Annotated in this window: 19 protein-coding genes; all 19 read right to left on the reverse strand. The window is 51.7% G+C overall.

Annotated elements, in window-relative coordinates; genetic code table 11:
* Positions 1 to 10: 10 nt before the first annotated feature.
* The 19 genes from HELO_RS12585 to mobC all read right to left on the reverse strand — a co-directional run bounded on the left by HELO_RS12585 (position 11) and on the right by mobC (position 21,234).
* Complete coding sequence (locus HELO_RS12585; RefSeq protein WP_013333047.1) at positions 11 to 991, reverse strand: Bug family tripartite tricarboxylate transporter substrate binding protein; 981 nt, start codon at positions 989 to 991, stop codon at positions 11 to 13.
* 897 nt (positions 992 to 1,888) lie between these two features.
* Positions 1,889 to 2,527 (reverse strand): DUF2971 domain-containing protein, encoded by a 639-nt coding sequence (locus HELO_RS12590; protein WP_109637481.1) that lies wholly within the window; start codon positions 2,525 to 2,527, stop codon positions 1,889 to 1,891.
* 279 nt (positions 2,528 to 2,806) lie between these two features.
* Positions 2,807 to 4,504: a hypothetical protein gene (locus HELO_RS12595; RefSeq protein WP_041602126.1), complete on the reverse strand. Its 1,698-nt coding sequence runs from the start codon at positions 4,502 to 4,504 to the stop codon at positions 2,807 to 2,809.
* Positions 4,501 to 6,225, reverse strand: a complete 1,725-nt coding sequence (locus HELO_RS12600) for a hypothetical protein (RefSeq protein ID WP_041602127.1) — start codon at positions 6,223 to 6,225, stop codon at positions 4,501 to 4,503. The genes HELO_RS12595 and HELO_RS12600 overlap by 4 nt, the downstream gene beginning before the upstream one ends.
* 283 nt (positions 6,226 to 6,508) lie before the next feature.
* On the reverse strand, positions 6,509 to 7,402 hold the full coding sequence (locus tag HELO_RS12605; RefSeq protein ID WP_041602128.1) for a hypothetical protein: 894 nt from the start codon (positions 7,400 to 7,402) through the stop codon (positions 6,509 to 6,511).
* Positions 7,403 to 7,481: 79 nt separating this feature from the next.
* Positions 7,482 to 7,829 carry a DOPA 4,5-dioxygenase family protein gene (locus HELO_RS12610; RefSeq protein ID WP_109637483.1) on the reverse strand — a complete coding sequence of 116 codons (348 nt, stop codon included), beginning with the start codon at positions 7,827 to 7,829 and terminating at the stop codon, positions 7,482 to 7,484.
* Between the two features lie 115 nt (positions 7,830 to 7,944).
* On the reverse strand, positions 7,945 to 8,937 hold the full coding sequence (locus HELO_RS12615) for a hypothetical protein (RefSeq protein ID WP_049786236.1): 993 nt from the start codon (positions 8,935 to 8,937) through the stop codon (positions 7,945 to 7,947).
* A gap of 85 nt (positions 8,938 to 9,022) precedes the next feature.
* Positions 9,023 to 10,537, reverse strand: coding sequence for a hypothetical protein (locus tag HELO_RS19195; RefSeq protein ID WP_157953421.1), 1,515 nt, complete (start codon positions 10,535 to 10,537; stop codon positions 9,023 to 9,025).
* Between the two features lie 85 nt (positions 10,538 to 10,622).
* A complete protein-coding gene (locus HELO_RS12625) occupies positions 10,623 to 12,149 on the reverse strand; it encodes an ATP-binding protein (protein ID WP_109637484.1) in 1,527 nt (508 codons plus the stop codon).
* A gap of 47 nt (positions 12,150 to 12,196) precedes the next feature.
* Entirely contained in the window at positions 12,197 to 12,580 is a 384-nt protein-coding gene (locus tag HELO_RS12630) for a hypothetical protein (RefSeq protein ID WP_041602130.1), read from the reverse strand.
* A gap of 16 nt (positions 12,581 to 12,596) precedes the next feature.
* Complete coding sequence (locus tag HELO_RS12635; RefSeq protein ID WP_013333048.1) at positions 12,597 to 12,893, reverse strand: hypothetical protein; 297 nt, start codon at positions 12,891 to 12,893, stop codon at positions 12,597 to 12,599.
* A 100-nt stretch (positions 12,894 to 12,993) separates the two neighbouring features.
* Positions 12,994 to 13,914 (reverse strand): nucleotidyl transferase AbiEii/AbiGii toxin family protein, encoded by a 921-nt coding sequence (locus tag HELO_RS12640; RefSeq protein WP_013333049.1) that lies wholly within the window; start codon positions 13,912 to 13,914, stop codon positions 12,994 to 12,996.
* On the reverse strand, positions 13,904 to 14,680 hold the full coding sequence (locus HELO_RS12645) for a type IV toxin-antitoxin system AbiEi family antitoxin domain-containing protein (protein WP_013333050.1): 777 nt from the start codon (positions 14,678 to 14,680) through the stop codon (positions 13,904 to 13,906). Before HELO_RS12645 ends, HELO_RS12640 begins: the two co-directional genes overlap by 11 nt.
* Before the next feature lie 219 nt (positions 14,681 to 14,899).
* Positions 14,900 to 15,256, reverse strand: a complete 357-nt coding sequence (locus HELO_RS12650; RefSeq protein WP_013333051.1) for a nucleotide pyrophosphohydrolase — start codon at positions 15,254 to 15,256, stop codon at positions 14,900 to 14,902.
* A 107-nt stretch (positions 15,257 to 15,363) separates the two neighbouring features.
* Positions 15,364 to 17,754 (reverse strand): DNA/RNA helicase domain-containing protein, encoded by a 2,391-nt coding sequence (locus tag HELO_RS12655; RefSeq protein ID WP_013333052.1) that lies wholly within the window; start codon positions 17,752 to 17,754, stop codon positions 15,364 to 15,366.
* Positions 17,755 to 18,284: 530 nt separating this feature from the next.
* A complete protein-coding gene (locus HELO_RS12660) occupies positions 18,285 to 19,124 on the reverse strand; it encodes an ETEC_3214 domain-containing protein (RefSeq protein WP_198410710.1) in 840 nt (279 codons plus the stop codon).
* A 95-nt stretch (positions 19,125 to 19,219) separates the two neighbouring features.
* Complete coding sequence (locus HELO_RS12665) at positions 19,220 to 20,215, reverse strand: relaxase/mobilization nuclease domain-containing protein (protein WP_013333053.1); 996 nt, start codon at positions 20,213 to 20,215, stop codon at positions 19,220 to 19,222.
* On the reverse strand, positions 20,208 to 20,720 hold the full coding sequence (locus tag HELO_RS12670; protein WP_232519596.1) for a relaxase/mobilization nuclease domain-containing protein: 513 nt from the start codon (positions 20,718 to 20,720) through the stop codon (positions 20,208 to 20,210). The genes HELO_RS12665 and HELO_RS12670 overlap by 8 nt, the downstream gene beginning before the upstream one ends.
* Complete coding sequence (gene mobC / locus HELO_RS12675) at positions 20,710 to 21,234, reverse strand: plasmid mobilization relaxosome protein MobC (RefSeq protein WP_013333055.1); 525 nt, start codon at positions 21,232 to 21,234, stop codon at positions 20,710 to 20,712. The genes HELO_RS12670 and mobC overlap by 11 nt, the downstream gene beginning before the upstream one ends.
* Positions 21,235 to 21,716 lie beyond the last annotated feature (482 nt).

The raw sequence follows: 21,716 nt of genomic DNA on the forward strand, positions 1-21,716 counted from the left end.
AAGAGGACACCTACTTTTCTAGCACGCCTTTTTCAACCAGGTTATCCATGGTGTTAAAGAGCTGCTGCTGAGTGTCACGCGACCATTCCGTGACATCTTCCGACCCTAGCCATGCCGGCGTCACACCGATCTGAGTCAGCCACTGCTGGAATTCATCGGTTTCGTAGGCCTCATGATAGGTGGTCTCCAGCTTATCAATCACATCGTCCGGTGTACGTGCAGGGGCAACCAGGGTGATAAAGCTGCCCATCTGAAGATCCAGCCCGGTATCTGTCTCTGTCACCGGCGGAACATTGGGAAAGCCTTCGTTCTGAGTATCAGAGAACTCGACCAGACCACGAGCCTGACCGGACTCGATCAAAGGCGCGAGATCCCCCAGGCTGGTCACGACAGCATCGACCTCACCGTTGAGAAGCGCCTCTTTCTGAGTGGCGGCGCTGTTGTCGTAGGAAACGATCTTGAATTCTGCACCGGTCTGATCCTGAAGCTGCAGCAATGTCAGGTGGGTTCTGGCCCCCATATTCTGGATGCCGATCCGTATACTTCCGGGATTCTCCTTGGCGGCGGCAATCATATCGCCAAGAGACTGATAAGGCGCATCTTCCGCCACGGTGATGGCATCGGCTTCCTGAGTGATACGCGCGATCATCCGCATACGGTCCATACCAAAGCCCGGCAACATATCCTTCCAGGGAATGGTAATGATGCTGTCATAGGTGATGGCAGCAATCGTCTGCCCGTCCGGGCGCGCATCCATTAACTGCAACAGGCCGGTGGCTGTCATTCCGCCCGCGACGTTTTCTACATACATCGAGACCGGCATGGATTCTTCAGCAAGATTGGTAATCTTTCTCACGATAGCGTCTGTACCACCGCCAGCGGCCGCAGGCACGATGACACGAATATCGCGATTCGGATAATCCGCTTGGGCGGCACCAGCAGCAAGTGCCGACATACAGGCCATTCCCAGCAGTGTTTTTTGTAATTTCATCCCGAACTCCTTGCTGTGTTAATCGTATTACCGACTTCTTCATGGTGAAGCATCGGTATCACCTTCGAACTTGTTTCAATCAGACATGACGGTCAGAAGCTGAAACAGCAATACTCAGCCCTTATCTTCTACTGGCTTGATTCGTTAGCTCATCAGCCGAGCGAATAGGACTTTTAAGAAAGAAAAGGACCTTCATGTAATACATCATACAAATAAAGGTAGGGGCCAAGCTCCCGATGATCAATACACCAAAGGTCTCATATGGACGAAATTAATGCGTGCGAGGAAGTTCTCCCCCCGGAGCCGGTGAGAGGCGCCATGCTGGGGCTAACAAGGTTCGAGAAACACGGCCACCGATATGGCACGGCTTAGGTGGCATTGGTTCGGAGCTGGTGCACGAGAGCCATCGCTACCCTATCAGTTTCCGCCACGTTGCGGGGCTCAAGGGCATGACAGGGAGAAATTTCAGAGGAGCAACCAAGCTTGATCGCGAGGTGAAAGCTGGTGGGCCCAAGCGGACTCGAACCGCCGACCTTGGGATTATGAGTTGGCTTTTAAAGCCATAAACTACTGACACACAAGGAAAACCAACCGTAATCGAGCGAAAGGTACAGTTCTTTGAAATCAGTAGCTTAGCGAAGGTTGAAGATAGCACAGGAAGCTAGTGTGTGTACCGCTGCTGCACCGCTCAAGGGCCTCCCCCCTCTTAAGCAGCATGCCTATGAGGGGCGCATGGGCGCAAGATCGCTTCTCTCAGAGGCATGCTGACCGCCTACGGCCAGAAGCTGCCTTTAAGGAGATTCTGATATAGCGCTATGCTCAGGTGCATTGGACGCCGGGTAGAGCCTTATCGAAGAAAAAATGCGAATCGGGTCCAACGCCACTTTCTACGTATTGTTATATTTCATTTTTCGCAAACTTTTTCCAAGCTTCATTCTCTACCAAAGTTGATCTGTAGATCTTTATCTTACTGCATCCTCGTATGGCTCGAAGGGCCGACTTAACCTGATTTGCGACTTCCTTAGGGAGCCAAGGGCTTAACATGATTCGACTGATTGTGTCGAGGCCAACTGGAATCTTGAGTGAGACCGTCTCGTGATTGGTGCGAGCAACGAAAAGACGATACTCCATTTCATCGCCAAAAGCATGTCGCTTAATAAATGGAAGTTCCTCGGTTTCTGGCGGCTTTGAACGCATATCATCTAACGTTCTGTATATGACTGGTTCTGCTCGTAAGCCTTCCACTCGCCTCACGCGATCCAAAAACATTCCTTTATGAAACTCGATGCAAACGCCACTGGCTCCATGTGAAAAAACCCTCCAGTGATGATAAGTTTCGTTAGTTTCAGTTAGGCACAGTGAATAGATTGAGCTAAGCCCAGTAGCTACCCCATATTGCTGCAAATAATATGAGTCATTACGATCATCCCAATACTTCGGATTGAGAAGTGTGATATTTTTTGTTTCGAGAAAGTCGATCAGAAACGGTAGCTCAGTGTACCGGCGAAGGAACCTCCCCTTGGAACTGTCTTTCATAACGCATAAATCCTTAAATAAAAAGCAAAGTAGCGATGAGCTGGATAGATAGGGGTACACTCCCTACTACCCCGCTGATTTGGGGCATCAGCTGCCACACCAGTTCCATCAGCGTGATCTAAAGTTCGACATCCGGCCAAGAGTGGTCGTTCAGAAAAGCTTGATTTAGGTGCGCCGTAGGCGTCATCCTGAACCACTTGTTATGCATTTTTAGCCTGTGCAACTGGAAAGTATCTGGTTGTTTCCAAAAACCGTTTAGAGCTAAAGCTTGTATTCAACCTACTTACGCAAAAACCAGAAACTTGGCGGAATAGGTAATCGGTAATGTCTGCACGCAGTCAAGAACATAGGAATCAAACCAGTCCTAACTGCACTAACATCACTTATGGCAGCACAAGTTTCTATAGCTTTGTTTAATGTTTCCACCAATGCTTCATGGCCATTATGAGGCGATACATCGGTCACGCAAATGCCGTGATGCGTCTCACCACACCACATTAAATCATCGGACTCCTCATCTGGAAACCATGCTTGATGAGTACAGTTTGGTATCTTCTTCTTTAGACGTTCAGTGAATTCTTTTATCTCCCTCTCATCGGCTACGTACTGCATCCAAAAATAGATATAGGGATATAAAATACTGCCCACACATGCTTCATCAAGGTACGATTGATCCGCACTTTCCGGATGCGCTAGAAGATCGGCGTAGTCTCTCAGACATGTGGGGTACTGAGAGTTCGTGATAAGAGCGAAAGTTGTTCGGTGAGAAATGGATTTCAACCATGGCAGAAAGCGAGACTCTGACTGCGTTAACTGAGCAAGATACAGAACTAACGCAATTTCAATCATGTGGTCATCTCGAATCGGCGAACTGAGAGCCGGATTAGAATTGATCACCGAAACCAATGTATCCAATGTTCGGTTAGTACTCTCTGTCAAAGATTTCAAGAAATATGGATCGGCATCTGGTAAACGTTTTGATAATAGATCAGTCCAAATTCCACGCGTAGCCAATCTGCCCAAGAGCTCAAACATTGCCAGATTAACATCAACCGACTCCCGTGATCGTACAGCTACAGAGAGTGCGTGCGGCGTCCCGCCATGGGCATATGCCGTTTTTTCTAAGTACATCTCCGATGTTGTCAGATACAGCTTTAAAAACTGATCAAAAATAAACGTTAAGGTCTCTTCATGTTTAGTTGGCCTTTTCTTTGGCTCTCTCTTCCGAATTAAATTCCAGCAGAACAGCATACCAAGTTCGGAAACCCTGTATGTGCTTTCTAAGTTATTTGCCTCAATCGCCCAAGATATCACTGCATGTAAGCAGATAAACGATTGGCGCAAGCGAAGAAGTTGATCTTTCTGAGATGAGTGCTCTTCTAGTAGAAGGTTTCCGAGAAAGGCACGCGTGTACTCATAACAAACATTAGGTTCATTGACCATTGCCACTGCTTTTTGGAAGTTACGACGTGGTTCCTCTTCTAAAAGCTCACGGGCCAAGAGGCATCGCATCATGAGATCGGCTAGTCGATCTCCATTCCACTCTTCGTAGCTTATTTTGTCCGTCGTGTACCGGTCAGTGTATCCTGCCCAGTTCATAAGAGCTGTTTCCTCTAGCTCTCCTCCGCAGCACAGGCAGATTTTAATCGGAAGATCTGCGTGCTCTCGGGCCACGTTGCTCCGCAGATAAACGTCTCTAATTTCATCCAATTCCGGGCGGACAGCCTGAACTCCCGCTGACCAGTCGCTACGAGAAATGTTTCCCGCCTTGATACAGAATAGGTATAGATATCTCTGCTTTTCCTCGCCTTTTATTTTTCCAACAGCTGCTATGTCTACACCATTCTGCCTCGTCCCTATCATTGGCGTGTTCAGTACGCGCAGTCCGATTTCAGAGAGCAGGTTGGGCAAAACAGATTTATCTAGATCTCCACGCTCCTTAAGCGACGCGAGGTACTCTTTCAAAATAATCTTCATTGCGAAACCTTTTTCTCAATTCGAAATATTGTGAGCATCTCGTTAAAACCCACGGGGTCAACCACAGAAAGTCGTGGAAATTCGGCACTATAGGAAAACTCTGACAATGGCGTGACGCTGGGTACTTTCTTGCCACCCTCCCCGTGTATTAGGGAAAAGCTTTTCTTTCCGTAAAGAAGGGTTTGGCAAGAAACTAATTGGAAAAATACCGATCTCTCATGTGCTTGTTTTTGAATTTCTTTATTGCGCTCACGATCCTTAATCGCTGCGGTACGTCGTTGCTCAATAGTGGGGCAAAATTCGACCAAGTGTTCCGTTGACTTAAGACCTTCTAGGTAAGCATCATGTCTTTTTATAAGGCGCTTAATACAACCAGAGATGCGCTTTGATGGTTTTTTGCTTTGTTCGTCAAGGAAGCTTCGAAGAGCACCACTATAGCTAAGTAGCAGAGGGTTATATAACAATTCTTCGGCCTCTTCTCGCGCTAACTTCTTCCCGTTTTTTACGATACTCAACAGAATGGACGCGGCGGTAACTTCATGATGCCATAGAAAACCAACGCACTTTCGTGCCAAGAAAACCTGATCGTTCAAATCATTCGGCAACCTGGCCCTAGAAATTTCAAAAATGTTGTTTTTCTTGCCGCCTTCTCCAACCATATCCGCGAGAAATTTGCATAAATCAAACTGACCGCTAACAAGCCAACTCGAAAAAAGTTGGGCTGCATTGTCAGGACCTCTCCATATCCACTGGCAAAAATTGTGAAGCTGACTGGGTTCGATTGAGTTTTCCAGCTTCGGAATTTGAGCGGCGAAGACATCTATGACTTTAGTTAGGTCCCATCCTTCGTCTTTCGCATGTAAGGCATGGTCCAGCCAATGAAGGGTTGCCTGTGGATTTGAAACTTCTCCAGCGAGAGCCTCCAAAATAATATCGATACTCTCAGCCACAACGCCCTTTGAGTGATAAAATAGAGCAGCTGATAACTGAACTAATTCGTCACCCTCCTTTGCATTGATAATAGCTTCAAGGAACTCCTGTTGTCGGTATGGCTCCAACGAACCAAATTTCCCCCAGGTATTGAAAGCAGTTTCGATAGCGGAAGATCTTACGTCCTGATCTTTTTCAATAGCGATGACTTTGCAGCACTCGTCTATGACGCGTTTAGCAATTGTTTCACTGCCCACCTCAAGCCTCCCAAGAGAACGCAGCCCCACCGCGACAACAGCTTTATCTGAGTGCCCTAGCAACTCGAACGCAAGCTCTATGCTCCCAAGAGCTTGAACCGCAAAAACACAATGCGAAAGGCATAATTTATCGAGAGATATAGCCCCATCGACGATCAGTTTAGCCTTTTCAGGATTGACTTTGCACCATTTAACCAGCGAAATATTTGGCATGCCTGCCGCGCCGTCAGATCCAGCTTTACTAACAAGAGTGTGGACCAACCTCAGTACGTCTCGAATCGAACAATCCAGTTCGGGGATCGCCTGGTCAAATAAATGTACAATCGACCAAAACTCGTTGTGATCAAGGTCCTCAACAACGGCCAGGTTATGATCTGACACCAGCGAAATTTTCCCTGAATTATGAAGCTCGCATAATACTGGGCCGTATTCCTGCCTACGAATACGACTCTCAAGCGAAAGAAGGCAAGGAATCAAATCACCACGACGATCAGCATATTCCAGTTGCTTGTGAATAGGGGATTTGGTTTTCACTGATTAATCACCTTAGAAGGCTATTTCTCGCGGCTAACACGGTGGCAAACTAATCATCCCGCCAGCTACATAACACGAATCGACGTGCCCACTGGACCTACCAGCATGTCGGCTTTGGGTCATCAGGCGCCGCAAAAGCACCTTCAGCATAGCCTGAAATTCAGCATCCGGCCAGAAGCTGCCTGTTAGGCGTCTCTGATATAACGCTGAGGTAACCGGCGCCGGAGCGACAGCGGAGGGAACCAAAAAGCGGGACGCTTTTGGCGTCCGGTTGACCGTATGGTTAGGCATCTTCGCCGCCGGAATCCCGAGCGTTTACGGCCACGCACTTCGTCTTTATATCTAATTGGCGCGCTCGCTCTTGGAGCTCTGACGGCAGCTTTCTCTCAGTCACGAGAATCGCCTCTATGTCCGCTTCATACGGATATGTCTCTGCTCGCTTAACTTCCCGGTATTTAACGCATTGATAGATGCCCCGCCGTAAATCATCGTCACTTGAGCGTATTGATTTCACCTCGACAGCCCGAAATGTCCCCTGGTGAGTGAACATCACATCAACCTCATCTCCTGAAAGCAATCGAAGCTCAGGCTCACCGACACCGTAGGCTTGCTGCAACCCGATCTGTTTTGGGTTATTTGACACCCACTCTTTCAACTTCTTATGTTCTTCGCTTTCAGCAGCCCCGCCCCATCGTGTAGTAACGAAATCACTTTCGGCTTCGGGGGGGCGGCACAACTTTTTCCGCGCTGAATCACCAAAAAGCTCACTGTTTAATTTTTTCCACTTCCGGTAGCGAAAGACCTTTTTTCTCTCACGATCTACCAACTCTAACTTCTTTTTTTTACTGATATTATTCCAATCTTTCAGGGAGGCTTCCCCATACCGTTCTGCGAGATACCAACCAGCACCTATACCCGGGATTCCATCCGCTCTTGTGATGAGAACGTTAATTAGTGGAGCCTTCGGGTCGAGTTGGAGAATTTGATCCATCATCGACCCAGCTACGTGACCAATCTGTGTTGGAAAAATCCTCTCGATATTCAGTTGATGCTCTAGCTCAGCTCGAATTTCTCCGTAGGTGACGAACAGTTTACCGTGGCTAATGGACTCCATTAGCAAAGCCATTGCGAAAGGCGGGCCGTCATCGGCGAGCTGCTGGATCGAATAATTTGCCATCGAGTTATCCAGGTTTGATGCCTAACGTTTGCAGCAGGGGCGCGACGTCAGGAGCGTCCCTTGCCTGCACTTGTTAGGCTTATAGTCCATCTAAATTTATTTCTACACTATCGCCTAGCCAATAGGCATATTTCGTATGATCTGCCAGATCATCACCCGTTAAAGCGTGAACCAATACACTTAAACTCCCTCTATTCTCATCCAGCCAGGGAATGAACTCATCAAAGGACTTGTGGCTAAAAGTAATCTGACAACTCCACTTAGCATGAGGCCCAACTAACTTCTGATGAACGCGCCCGACCTTCAACCCAAACCCATCTCCTGCTTCTTTACAAAGTTTAGAGGCAAAATCCAATGTTTCTTGGTCAAAATAGACATGAGCATGATACCCTTTGTGTATATTGATTGGCCTTTTGGGATTACTCACTTTAACTTCACCTTAGAATAAAATTGTATGGAAGCCTAACGGTCAAGCTCAGGCGCCGGGTGCGAGCGCAGCGAGTAGCCGGTCGGCTGGAGCGCCTTGTTGGGCAACATAGTCATCAAATTATCAATCGTTTGTAGGACAGGGGGATTGGAAGTCCCTTGTTCAAGGCGTGCAAATACGCGCGGCCCGATTCATCAAGCTCCGGCTCTCCAACTATGACAAGTTCCGTTGGTAATTTCGCACCGGGCCATAGTGAATACTCCAGGAGCTGGCCGACCGCTTCCCTGATGACGCCCTGAACAGAGAGCCCTACCTTAATCTCGTAGAAAGTATAACTATGCCCTTCGCACGAAACGACATCGATCCGGCCTCCAGTACCACTGGGCACTTCGGTGCCGACATTGCTTGAACCAAATCTCTTGCATAGCTCTCGATACAGGGCATCCTGCATATCGTTGTGCCTGAGATCAATGGAAAGCGCCCGCTCAATCGTGCTTCCGATAGCTAGGGATTTCTTCGAAGCATTGCCAGGACGGAAGGCGAAGTCACTCGTCGTGTGGGCGTGCACACCACCACCTTCCACGAAGCGATAAAGCGGGAGCAGCCTGTCAAACGCTGAAAGAACCTCGCTTGCGCTGACCGTACCGGACGGCGAATATGCACCGAGGAAAAAAAACGTACCAACGTCTACTAAATCGGCCGATATGGGTGTAGGCGTCCGATTAGCCGACCGAACTCCATTGTGGAAGTGCCACATCTCGAAGCCGGACAGCACATCAAGATTGGTCCTCACGTACTCATTGAACAAGATTACCTTCGGTACCAATACATCGATCGTTGGGAGAGAGCGGCTTGTCTCAAAGGAGAAAGCTACTCCATATCGAGTAATAGCAACATCCCCAACCTGTTCGGCACCAATGTTGAATTGAAGCTCAGATCGACCGCCATGGTGGAAGGCCCAATCATCGAACGTAGTCTGGGAGCTGAAGATTGCTGAGCCAGGAATCCGTTTCAAGCCTTTGAGTTCCGCCCGTAGCTCCTGTAACCCGCCCACCGAATATGCGCTGGACTCTGAGTTGACAGCTTGTGCAAGAGTCGTTATATCCATTGTGCGAACATTGCCTCTGGTGTTGCCCAACGCTCCGGTTCAGCGGCGGCGGAGCGCCGTCCGCTGCAACCGATTGTTATACAAATTATTGCTCAACTCCTCGCAGGGTCTCTTCAATGTCATCACCCAACTCATCACGAATGGCCCGCTCTCCTCTCGCCAAATCATAGTCGGGAGCCTCTCGCACCCCAACTCTCCGGCGATCTTCGTCTGTTTTCCAAAACTCCACATGATCAATGTTTCGCAAACGCGGCTCCATGAACAAGGAAAAATCTAGAGTGTACGCCTCAAATCGACCTTTTCGCCCCGAAGCAGCCGATGTGTCAGGTTCGATGACATGAATTAGCTTAAAGTCCATCAACTGCAATATGAGCTCATGGATACTAGGCTTTTCCTGCGCAGCCTCTTGAGAAACAAGAAACCCTGTTTTCCTCTTTTCTTTCAGACAAAACTTAACTAGATCTCTGTATACTTTCTCTAAAGGCGAGGCGTCGGAAACCGCCTCATCTCTTAAATTAGTTAGCTTAGTCCTATACGATAACCGACTCGCACCTTTCCAAATATACGTTGGCGTTAACCAGCGCACATTGTTTTCAGATACCGAAGCTGATATTGCTTCCACAAAGATGTTTAAGAAATCTCTCGGGACGCCCCCTGACGCCAAAACAAGAGCATGAAATGCATCAGGGTTAAATAGCTTCTCCTTTGAGTCATCAAGGCCTGCGGTAGAAGCCAGGGCTTCCAGCATGCGACCCAGATATTCACTGGTCGACTCGACATCTTCTAGGGTTCTATCTAGATTTATTTCCTCAACATCCTGATGAAGCTCTACACCAATCGTGTGCTCATCATTTCGTATGATCGTGGTCCTGTGCCTTACCGTTCCAATCTTTAGGTAAAAATCAGTTCCTCGCAGCAGGCGATGCAGATAGTCGATTACGTCAGGTTGACGGGTTCTTGGGATAAGATAGAAATCATCTAGCAGTATAAATGAAAAGTCATAACCAGATTTTTTCAGCTCATCATCAATAGCGTTTTTGTAATCGGATAAACTACGCTCCAGTTGATCTAATTTTGCTTCCCTAAACTCGCTCTGACGTTCCTGGCTCTTGGACCGTTTACCCCCTGCTCCAATGTAATCATTCCCAGCGTTTCCGCTAGCTTCCGACGTCGTCCCGTCAGTGGCTCGAACATCGGCCTCATCAGCTTGTGAGAGAAGATGCCTGAGCTCATCGATATGGTGCTGCACAGCGCTTGGCCTTCTAATCCATTTCCTCCACCATTGATCAGAAGATGGCATATTTTCGAAGATCTTAAGCAACAATCGGATTAAAAGGTTTGGATAAGACAGTCGCTTAAATTCATCACCTTCTATGTATATAGGAAGCACGCCATTCCGTGCGTGTTCATCATGCAAGAAGTGTACAAACAAACATGACTTACCTGACCCTCGTCGGCCAAAAACGATCTGGTGCTGGTGAGATCGCAACCGGGCTAGATGGTCAGCAACATCCACATAAGCCGGGTTATGATTGGGTCTAATTCGGAACGAATCTTTGATATTATTTGTCAGAATCCCGACTTCTTTTGAATCAAGCACATGATCCTCCATTTGTATAACGCCGGAGCGCACCGGCGCATTTTAGTGCGTCCGCGTGGCGCGATTTGTTAGGTGTAACATAAACCTATGCCTGATTATTTTCAACAAATGCTCGCATTCCGCCAATGGAGTCTTGAAGTTCTTCGTTTGAAAATCTCTGGTTGTGAGTATTCTCAGGGTGATGAATTTGGTGTCGAATATATTCACTAATAACTTTGTGTTCGTTTACCGTGTCTCCATTCGGCCGCAACCTTATATATGGAATCGTTGGCTTTCCATCTTTGTAATCGTTTAGCCACCCCTCACTCTCTATAAAGCCATATAACTCATTATGGTATTCCTCATTAGATTCGCCGAAAGCCAAATAGTTGACTTCGTTTAAAGATGGATAGGGCAAATCTCCCCGCTCAACATCCACAACCTCTTTTGCAGCCCCCCCTTTCACTAGCTTAATGTGCTCGAAGTCCAATAGCTTTACGATAGAAGGGCTGTGAGTGGTGAGAAGAATCTGGGTATTATCGGAACCTGCTAGCTCAATAAACGCCTCTATTAACGCTCTTTGGTGACTAGGGTGTTGTGACGTTTCTGGCTCCTCAACGGCATAGATTATTGAGGGAATATTTTCGTCATCTCGCCTCCTTTCTGCTTCCGCTCTAAAAAAATTTAGCAGAACCAACCTCTTTACACCACTTCCCCGTTTGTTAATGGGAATATCATCATCACCACTTATCGATACATTCTTAAAAACATCTGGCCATTTTAGGCTGGCTGCTGGCGGTATAACTGGTGACAAACTATTTGCCACCTCCGGATTCATTTCTCTGAGCTTTTCTAGGGTCTTACCGGAAACTTCTTTTAGCTTTTCCTCAACACTCTCTGCTACGCTATCAAGCGCTCGCCGTAAATCCTCATCTTTCAATATCTCCTGAACTGCGAGTTTCATTGGATCTTGAATCTCGTTATCACCATCGCTGTTCTTTCGATCCGATTGAAAAAGAGTATAGAGTGGAAGGTAGTTTTTTACCCGTTCCCATGTATTTTTCGCTTCAAGCTTTGCGAGCTCGATCTCAATCTCAGCAAGCTGCAGGTCAGCAGAGTAGTTCTCCCAAAGAGATTTTCTGATCTCAGCGCTTTTTGACCGGTTTTCACAGGCCATGTCTTCGGTCAGTAATTTTTTAAGATCGGCATGTTTTTTCAACAACAAGTTCGAACACTCAGGGTTCGTAGGATGATAAGCCCTTACGAATACCTTTTCTTTTCCTGCATTGGGATACTTTTTAACGACCTCTAAGAGACCATCTTGGTTCAATAGGTATTCTTCTCGAAAGGTGGTTGGATTGGTTGAGTCGATCGTGAGAGAATCTGGCAATTCGCTAAAAATAACACTTATCTTAATTTCTGTGTCATCGACATCGATCCCTGCCTTGTTGATATCATCTTTATCGATCTTTACAACGCCTTTGTTTTCATTGAAAAAAATATCTAGGGCTTCAAGAATCGTAGACTTTCCTATGTCATTCTTACCAACAAAAACATTCAAGTCATTGAAGTCGACTGAAATTTCTTCACGATAAGACCTGAAGTTTTGGATTTTTATTTTTTCTATCTTCATTTTTGCAGCTCCTTGCGAAAGCCCAGCATTTAGTCACCTAACAGGTATTAGATAGCCCGCTCGTTTATTGACTTGAACGAGCGGGCGCGTTCAACATTCTTATGCCGCCACATCAAACCATTGTTTTTTCGATGTTTTTCCGCTGGCGTGGCTATATAATACCAATAAACGAGCATGCTGCCTTTGCCAGCAGGGCCGCTTTGGGTCGTTATCAGCCATAATAGGCCTCTTCTGTAGCTTGCATTGCTCGACCTCCCCGCCAGCAGCTTCAGTATCAACAACGCAAACCGCCTACCAGTCTCTTCATCCCCCAGCTGCGGCATGCTTTGCTTCTCGTGGTCGCTGAGGACGTAGAGCACGGCGTCAGGGACCTTCTCGGGGAAGAGGCCGTGCATCACCTGGCCTTCGCTTTGGTTGCGCACCTGGGCCATCACCGCTTCGTCACGTTCAATGCGGTCGGCGATACCGTTGGCAAACGCTGACCTCAGCGCTGTAGAGGTCGTTGAGTCGGTCAATGATATCGGCCAGGCGCTGCTTCTCGGGGTCGTGGGGCTTGCCTGAGCGGACATCGCTGACTGAGGTAAGGCCGTAGTCCTCCCCGGCCACTTCCAGGCGCAAGCGTTCTTCCTCACGCTTGATGAGGAGATAGTGGGGCAATTCCAACCAGCTGACGTACTCCCAGCCGCCGGCAGACATGGCCTTGGTGATGTTCCACTGGAACAGAGCTTCCCTGCTGTTCGCCATGTCATCCCCTGCACGTAGCGCAATTATGCGTAACAGCCTAGCGTTTAAAGGATATAAGGAGAAGTCTACTTAAGAAGGTACGTCGTAGGGCTATTGAGCATTAGCTCCGAAGACTACCCAGAGCCTGCTCCAAGAGCCCCAGAGACTGACGATGCTTGTCAGCCCCCATCTTCTGGATGTTAGCGAGCTTCCAGCGCACGGCAGGCAGTCGATCGACGCCCGTCAGCGGAAGCAGCGCCCAGTCAGGCGCCCCCTGCTTGAAGGACAGAAAGAAGCGAACGTCTTCATCCGTCATCAGCTGGCCCAGCCGCGTCAGAAGTTCGTGCCGGACGTCCTCGAGCTGCTGCAACGGGATATCGGCCCTGGCCATCCCGACAAACTCCTGTCGGTAGACGTCGTCCAGCGGTTTTTGTCGCGGGTTGATCACTTCGTTCAAGGGTCTGGGATGTCCCAGCAGATAGACCAGGAAGCCTTCGAATACGCTTCGATCCAGGCCGCCCTGGTTCAGCAGCAGCTTCACATCGAAGAGATCTCTGGGGTGCTGGCGATCCAGCGCGGCGCAGATCTTGCCGCCATACAGGTCCGGCAGTGACACCACCTGCACCGCAGCAAAGCCGTAATCGTCTTCCACGGCCTCAACGACATCGCGCTCCTGGGGCGGGTGCAGAGTGCCACGCAGTACTGGCGATACCTCCACCTTCACCTGGCTACGCCCCCGGCGCACCAGGATTCTCAGCTCGTCTCGGCGATTAACCTGAAGCTCGGCGCGTACGCCTGGCAGCCGAGAGTTGAAGGCCTCTGCGAGGCGCTTCAGCGCCTCGCGACAGCGTCGTAGTGCCTCGTCACGGGGCTCCAACAGCAGGTAGGCCAGGTCGATATCGACCGATAGACGGGGTAATGGCTGCACGAAGAGGTTGATGGCCGTACCACCCTTCAGGGCGAAGCACGGCTCATCATTGAGAAACGGCAGCAGCGAGACCAGCAGCCTGACCTGTTCGTGGTAGCGAGCTTCAATCGGCATGCAGGAACGCCTCCGGCACCGTCACGTGATATTCCCTATCCAACTTGCCGCCCTGGCAGAGCTGCCGCTTGCCTTTGCCGAGGTCCAGCCGGCGTGGTTCCAGACGACCGTACCAGGCATGCCCGGCGTGGCGAGCCAGCACCAGGAAGGCACGCTTCGTTCTCACCGAACGGCATCCCTCCAGCAATGCCTGCAGCCGGCGCGGACGCAGCGTATTGAGCCCGCCGAAGGTGTCGACCAGCTCACTGTTGAACAGCAGCTCGTTCGGCGTCACGGCGACCCACTCCAGGACAGCTCGCTCGGGGGTTGATACCTGCAAGCTGAAGGCCCTGCCATCCGGCGCGTAGTCCGTGAAGCTGCCGGGAATCTGCACCGGCAGGCCCTTTTCGGAGTGGAGCACCATCCGCCCTGCCCACTCGGCATCACTCAACCACCGGGGCAACCGAACGGCTTCCTTGCCATACAGGTGCGTTGTGCTCTCCCCCATGGGCAGATAGTGGGCAAAGCCATGCAGTGCCAGGGCCGTTTGGCCACCCGGCCAAAGCGGTGGTAAGCCCGTGTCGTCGCTCGCCTGCAAGGCGAAAACAGCGCTCTCCCAGGTAAGAGGCTCCCCCGCTTGGCAGTAGGCGCCGTGCCCCACGCGTTGCAGCCAGCCACTGCCAGCCAGCTTACGCGCCTGATCAGAGGTGACGCCGTGTGACGCCAGCCAGGCGGTCGTCACGACGGCGCCATACGGGATCTTGTGCAGCAGCTGGTTTATTTTCACGTTAAAAAGCGGCCTTAAATTCCGTCTTCAGAGTGAATAATAAACCACGTTGGTTTATCTTCAAGCACAAACTCGCCATTCATGGCCGCTTTTAGCGCAGCTTTTAAACCGAAAGCTGAGTATCCGGCCCTGCTTGAGCCCGAATTCAGCGGGAGGTAGCTTGAGGGACGAAGCTAGCAGAGAAGGCCGCTACAGGGGACAAAGCGGCCACACATCACATTAATCCTGATAGTGCGTGTACTTTTTTGCACTTCCCTTCACCTGGCCGGCGGGATATTTCTCCGCATTCTTCTCCATCTTCGCCCGGCATGCCGCTTCGATATCCACGTCCAGCTTGCCCGCCAGCCGGATCAGGTAGAGCTGAACATCGGCAATTTCATCGCGCACGGCGGCCAGTTGCTGCTCATCCAGCTCCCTGGACTGCGCCTCGGTCAGCCACTGGAAGCACTCCTGCAGTTCAGCTGCCTCCACCGTCAGCGCCATGGCCAGGTTCTTGGGCGAGTGGAACTGGTCCCAGTCGCGCTCGGTGGCGAACTGGTCCATGGCGTCACGAAGCTGCTTGAACGGGTCTGACATCTAGGGCTCACCTGGTTCTTCGGTATCGGATAGCGGTGAGCATGCCTGCTCTGCCGCTCGCTATCCAGCCAGCATCGGCATAGGCGGCTATCCGGCCGCCTGCTTGCTCACAGCACGGAGAGGAATTCGCCGATGACCTTCAGGTCCTCAAGCTCGTCCTCGAGCACAATGTCCTTGTAGCCGAAGGCGTTGGTCTGGGGCTTCAGCACGATGCGCTGGTTCACGAACTCGCCGTACTCCTCGACCTTCTCGCTCTGATACTGCTTCACCGTGAAGCTGCCGCCGTGGTCCGGGTCCTCGATGGCGCGATGCTGCACCACGACGACCTTGCCTTGCCGAGTGCCGCCGGGGTTGGTACGAAACAGGCACCAGGCGCCATTGGGGATGCGCCGGTTCATCGACTCCCCCACTACCCGGCTGACGAACAGATCGGGGCTCGCACGCATGACGTCCGGCAGCTCGACCCAGTGCTCGGCGTCGGCGATTTGCATCTCGCTGAACTCGCCGGCGGCGATGCTCAAATCGTACACGGGCACATGACGCTCGAACGGCACTGCCTCATCACGCGTCACGATGGGAAGATGCAAGCCATCCAGCGTCTCGGCCTCTTCAGCCAGATCGGCATGCTCGGTGGCCGCCTGCGCACGAGCGAAGGCCGCAAAGTACTCTCGGGTCTCGGGGTCTGTGGCATAGACGTAACAGCCCTTCTGGCCCCGCGTCATCAGCGTGCGATAGGTGTTCTTGATGATCTGGTCCGCCAGGGCACGGGCATGCTCAGGCAGCTCCTTGAGCATCTTCTTGTAGCCATGCACCGAGCGGTCCTGCCCTGCCCGCTTGGCCGCGTCCGTCACCACGCGGCCGTCACGAATCACGAAGTCGTCGCCGATGATGACGCCGACGTAGTCGAATTCGAGCCCCTGGCAGGTGTGGATACAGCCGACCTGCTCTGCTGATCCATCGGCGATCGCCCACAGCATGCCGTCGTCATCGAGGTTCCACTGGGCCGCGAAGCCATGTTCGGGAAACACGATGTCCATGGCCTGCTTGTCCTTCTTGCTCGCCCATGGCCAGCAGTAGCCCGCCACCATGCGCGCCTTGTTGGCCTTGCGGTTCTTCTCGAGAATCGCCCGACGCATGGCACTCGGGTCATCGAACACCTGGAAGTCGTAGTCGATGTCCTCCAGGTCGGTGTTGGCCGTGGTGCGAATCTGCAGCGCATGATCGAGCCAGGCCAGGTAGCCATCCGAGCCGTTGCAGCGAAACTGCGATGCTAGCTCAAGCTCCTGAACCTCGGCGCCACACTCGGCCGCACGCCGCCGGATCTCCTCGACCGTCCCCACATCCTTCAGCGTCACACGCTGCGCCTCATCGATGAAGAAGATCGAGAAGCGTGACGCAGCGATCACCTCCATGATCTGGCTCTCGCCCAGGTTTTGATACATGCCGGACTTCTCGTTCAGGCGGTGCGCCTCATCGACGATCAGCGCATGGAAGGTATCCGGCTCGGCGCTGACGTAGCTGCCCGAGCCTTTGAACAGGTTGTCGATGTGGGTCTTCTTGCGCGTCCCGGTCAGCTTCTTCTTGAAGACCTCCCGAGGGGCCGAGTTGCGCGACACGTACTGGGTCATCATCTCGCGCTTCGTCAGCTCCACCAGCAGGTTGATGGCCACCACCGACTTGCCGGTACCCGGCCCGCCCTGCACGATCAGGCACTGCTTGCTGCCGCTGCCTGCACGATGCGCAAGATCGAGCGCGGTTTCATAGACTAGCTTCTGCTCGTCGATCATCAGGAACTCGGCGTTGCCCTGCATCATCGATGCCAGCGCATCCGCCAGGTTCTTGCTCGGCTTGATCACACCGTGCTCGATGCGATACATGATGGCGTTGCTGTCGCCGTACTTGATGTGCTGGCTCAGAAACTTCGAGAGCTTCAAGGCATCCTGCGAGATGAAGACCGGGGCACGGCTTGTGTGGTGCTCGTAGAAGGGATCATTGATGGCGTGCCCCTGCTTCATGTTGTGCAGGTAGGCGCAAGGCACCAGGCGGATCGACTCGGAGCGTACCGTCTCGTTGTAGTCCTCTATCAGCGCGCCATAGGACCACGCCTGATACGACGGATGGTTGGTCTCGCGCACGCCGCCGCCCAGCTGGGTGCGCACGATGGCATCCTTCTTCGTCACCTCGACGGACTGCCACTGTTTCAGTTCCACGATGACCGCCGCATCGTCCCGCTGGTGGTTCTTGCCAGTCAGGATGAAGTCCACACGGCGATTGGTCAGCGGAATGTTGTACTCAATGGCCACTCCCGCCGATGCGGGAATGCCCTCGTCGAGCAGAACGCTCATCATGAAGCGCAGGGAGTTCTCCCACGACGTCACCTCACTGCGCGGCGAGTTGCGGTTCAGCCTGCGTGCCACCTCGTTCTCGATGGCGTCGGTGATGACGTTGGCTCGCACATCGTCGATAAACTGCTGCTTGGTGGCGTTATAGACCAGCATTCCCTATAAACTTCCCTTTATAAACAGACGGTTATGAATTTTTCATACTCATACATCTAGCAATTATGCACGCTTGGGGGCAGCAACAGCACAGATCAGAGTCAAAGAAGACTTGAGTCTGTGCCCGCTGGCTTCAGCGACCAGCCTATCTACCTGCTATCTTAGCCAGCTCAACAGCCGTTCCTGTCGCCAGAGAGGCTGTCCGGCTATATCTGCCACTCCCCCGCCACCCAACGAGCCAGAACTGGAAAAGCCTGCTGCCTAGGCAGACGAGGTGTCACCTGTGCCAGCGTTGTCGCCGCCAGAACGGCTACCACTCCAGCTACCACTATTATCACCTCCACTGCCGCCAAAGCCAGGCATTGACCTCCCGGACGTGGCCGCCTAGGCCTTCTCAAAGGCCGCTTTGACGGTGCTAACTTCACCAGCCATATTGGTTGTTCTAGCCATTTCGGAGCCTCTCAGTGCGGCACCACCCGACGCGATAACTGATTCCTAAGCCACTAGGAAGAGAACAGCCAAGCCTTGCCTTAATATTGATGCTCAGGGAGATCTCTCGATGAAAAATATTCTACACCAACACCAAATTTAGTTTCCTCTCCTTTCATTGTTCCTAAGATGCTTCCAACACCATATGTATTGGGGTGTGTAGTATCACGAAAGTCTTCCAGCACCTCTCTTGACGGAATTGGGGTTTGATCAAATGGGAGAGGGCTAATATCTCCATAGCTCACACCCAGAGGATTGTATGCCAAATAAATATTGCGATAATTCCCTGGATTACCCAAATAGACTCCCTCACTATATTGAAAATACTTTGATGAAAGCGCTGCCTCTGGAGCTTCATAAGCTTCCGAAATTTCAGAAAACTTCATGCCTAGGCTACCATTCACGTATGGAACCCTCGGTTTAAAACCAGAATCCTTAGAAGTCACTGCATAAAAAACCACTTGATTATAAATTTCATTAAACACAACCTGCAGATAAAACCTTTTAAATGAATATACGTATTCAGCAAGATCTCCACTCTCATCATGACTCTCTAAAACAGGGGCACCAAAAACAGACTCTACATGTTTAATAGAAACCCCAGAATTCATCATCTTCAAGCCATCCTCCGCCCTCTTCTGCTTTAAAAAATCCTTATAAAAACCCAAGAAATCTTTCATCCCTCCCACAACTAAAAAAGCACCGAGCAATACTGGCCAAAACCATTTAAAAAACTTTTTAAAAAATCTAAAAAACAACATATCACTCCTCATAAAAGCACCACAAAACCATCCGAAATCACCAGACCACTTTAGTTCTGGCCACTCGATTCTTATTCTCCGTTTCAGCTCATCCCGCGGCAAAGATGATATCTTGGACATACCCCCACAACACAGTTATTTCATCTGAGGCCATACGACGTGGAGGGGATGCGCTCCCAGTTGTGTTGCAGAGACAGGTGTCCACCAAGACTCGCCTATCGTTCGTCTTGATAATCCTGAGCTCTACCTTCCACTTTCCCCTGGCACGTTTGAGCACTCCGTTGTAGCCGCTCCACAATCTTCTCCTGAAGTTCGTGTCGTTTGGTCTTCATAGAAGGCATGGAGCCTACAAAAGCCGTGATGCATTTGGCCAGTTCCTGGTCATCGGAGTCGTGGCTCTGAGCCAAATCTTGGGCCGCCGTCAGCCAGGCCTTGCGAACATAGGTCTGGCGCTCCTTAATACGGTCCTCCCAAGGGCGTGGCTTCGGTGCTTGACCGGCTCGCTGGTCGCGGAAGTCTTCAAGGACCTCCCGGACCTTCGCCTGGTCCACCTGTGGCGTCTGGCCTTTCTCGCGAATGTGGTGCACCACTTGGCTAACGCCCTTCTTGATCACGCCACGGGTGGCACGCGGTGTGGCCTCGGCCTCAACCCCTCGGCGCTCCAGCTCAGTGGCGAAGGCCTCTCGCCACTTCTGCGGGTCGCCCTTCTTCACGTTCAACCGACGGCCGTCATAGCCCAGGCTCTTCACCGTCAGGTGGATGTGGGGGCTATCCGTGTCGGTGTGCAGCGCCATGACATACTGATGATTCTGGCCAAACTGTCGTTTGGCGAATGCTCGGACGGCATTCTTCACGTCACGCGGCTCAGTGCCGGCCGGCATGGACATGATGATGTTGGTCGTGTCGCGGGTGTTCTTCCGGCGTTTGCCCTGGTCCTGCGCCCAATCCTTGGCCAGGGCGCGAACCTCGTCTTTCCCTTTGATCACATCGCCATGTTCGTCCTCGAGCTCCAGGTTGCCATTGCGGCTGATGTAGTCCAAGTGGGATTGGACATGATCGGCTCCCTTGGCATTACCGGTGATCTTCACCATGACCTCGGGCGCATAGTTCACAACTCGCCGGGCACGCGCATGATTGCCGGTTCGTCCGCCCTTGCTCTTGACCGGGCCTTCCAGCAGGTCAGCAATCGTGTCGTCAGCCAGACTACCCATCTTTCCTCCTTCGGGTGGCCTTTAATGTGGCTTTCGCTTCCACCCCGCACCGTTCCAGCTCGTCTGCAAAGACCTCCCGCCACTTCTGCGGGTCGCCCTTCGCCACATGCAACCGACGCCCATCATTGCCAAGATTCCGCACCGTAAGTTGGACATGCGGATTGTCGGTGTCCGTGTGCAGGGCCATGGCATACTGATAATTCTGACCAAATTGCCGCTTGGCGAACGCCTGGGAGGCCCTTTTTAGCGCCTGCGGGTCGGTTCCGGCCGGCATCGACAGAACGATATTGGTGGTATAACGAGAGTTCTTGCGCTGCAGACCTTGAAACCTCGACCAGTCTCTAGCCAAGTCACGGACCATATCTTCCGTGAAAGAGAACTGGCCGCTTTCGTCCTCAAGCTCCACTGCTCCGTTCTTACTGATGCGAAGCAAATCGCTCTCAACTTGGTCCGCATCGTATGCATTACTGACTATCCGCACGACGACTTCCGGCTTATCCATCATCCCTCCATCGATTCATGTTCCTGGACAGCAGACTGGCCACCCGGTCCTTGTGCTGCTCAATTCTCTCGGCCAGCGCCTCGATGGCCTCTCGCTTGAGCTTGTCGCTCTCACGAAATTCGATGTTCAAAACCTTGGCGACCTGGTTCAGGTTTTTACCAATGGCACGCAATTCCCTGTTTGACTCCCGCAAGACGGCCACCTCGGCGTCCGTCAGCACGGGCTCTTGATACAGTTCAGCCATGACCATCGACGTGACCCAACTGGTACGGCTGGGATAGCCCTCCTCTTGAGCACGTTGTGTTAGCCAGCGTTCCTGAGTGGGTGATAGGCGGATGGTGAGCTTTCGGGACCTAGCTTCGTCCTCTTGGTCGTCCGCCATTACAGTCACAGCCCTGCCGGCAACGCGCTGAATCATTCGCCGCAGCATGTCCGACTCGCGTAGGCCGTTGGCCTTGCAGAACTGCGCCCAGGCGTTCTTCTCGATTTCTGTCAGGCGTGCTTCAACTCTCGGCATAGTCCAGTTTTCTCCACCGCTGAGAGGTGGGCTAGGCAAGTTTGCCGGCATACGCCAGCACTTGCCGAATCCTGCCCTAGCTCTAAATCCATACATTCTTTTCGTACGCACGAAAAATGGCTGGCATTCCAAATGGGATAAACAGCAACAGGTAAGAGCGCTAGGCTTCGCCATTAGTAATACGGACGGACCTGTCTCAAACCTACTCGTTGCCTGGGGCTGATCCAGAGGCTCCGCCATTAGACATAGGGGAGGGACTTTGAACACTCTCGGTTGATCCGGCTCCCGGTGGTGAAGCTTCAGTTTCAGTACGCACGCGCCGACGCCTGGCCATTTCAGCTTTCATCCAATGGCCAGCGGCACGCATCTCAGCCCGCAGGTCCTCGATCTCCTCGGGTGTCAAACGATGGTAGCTCACTGGGTCTCCTCCTAAGATGTATCACGCCGGAGCTGCGGATATATCGCTGCCCTAGCCCTAGGTC

It is taken from the genome of Halomonas elongata DSM 2581 (genome assembly GCF_000196875.2).
Taxonomy (GTDB): Bacteria; Pseudomonadota; Gammaproteobacteria; order Pseudomonadales; family Halomonadaceae; genus Halomonas; species Halomonas elongata.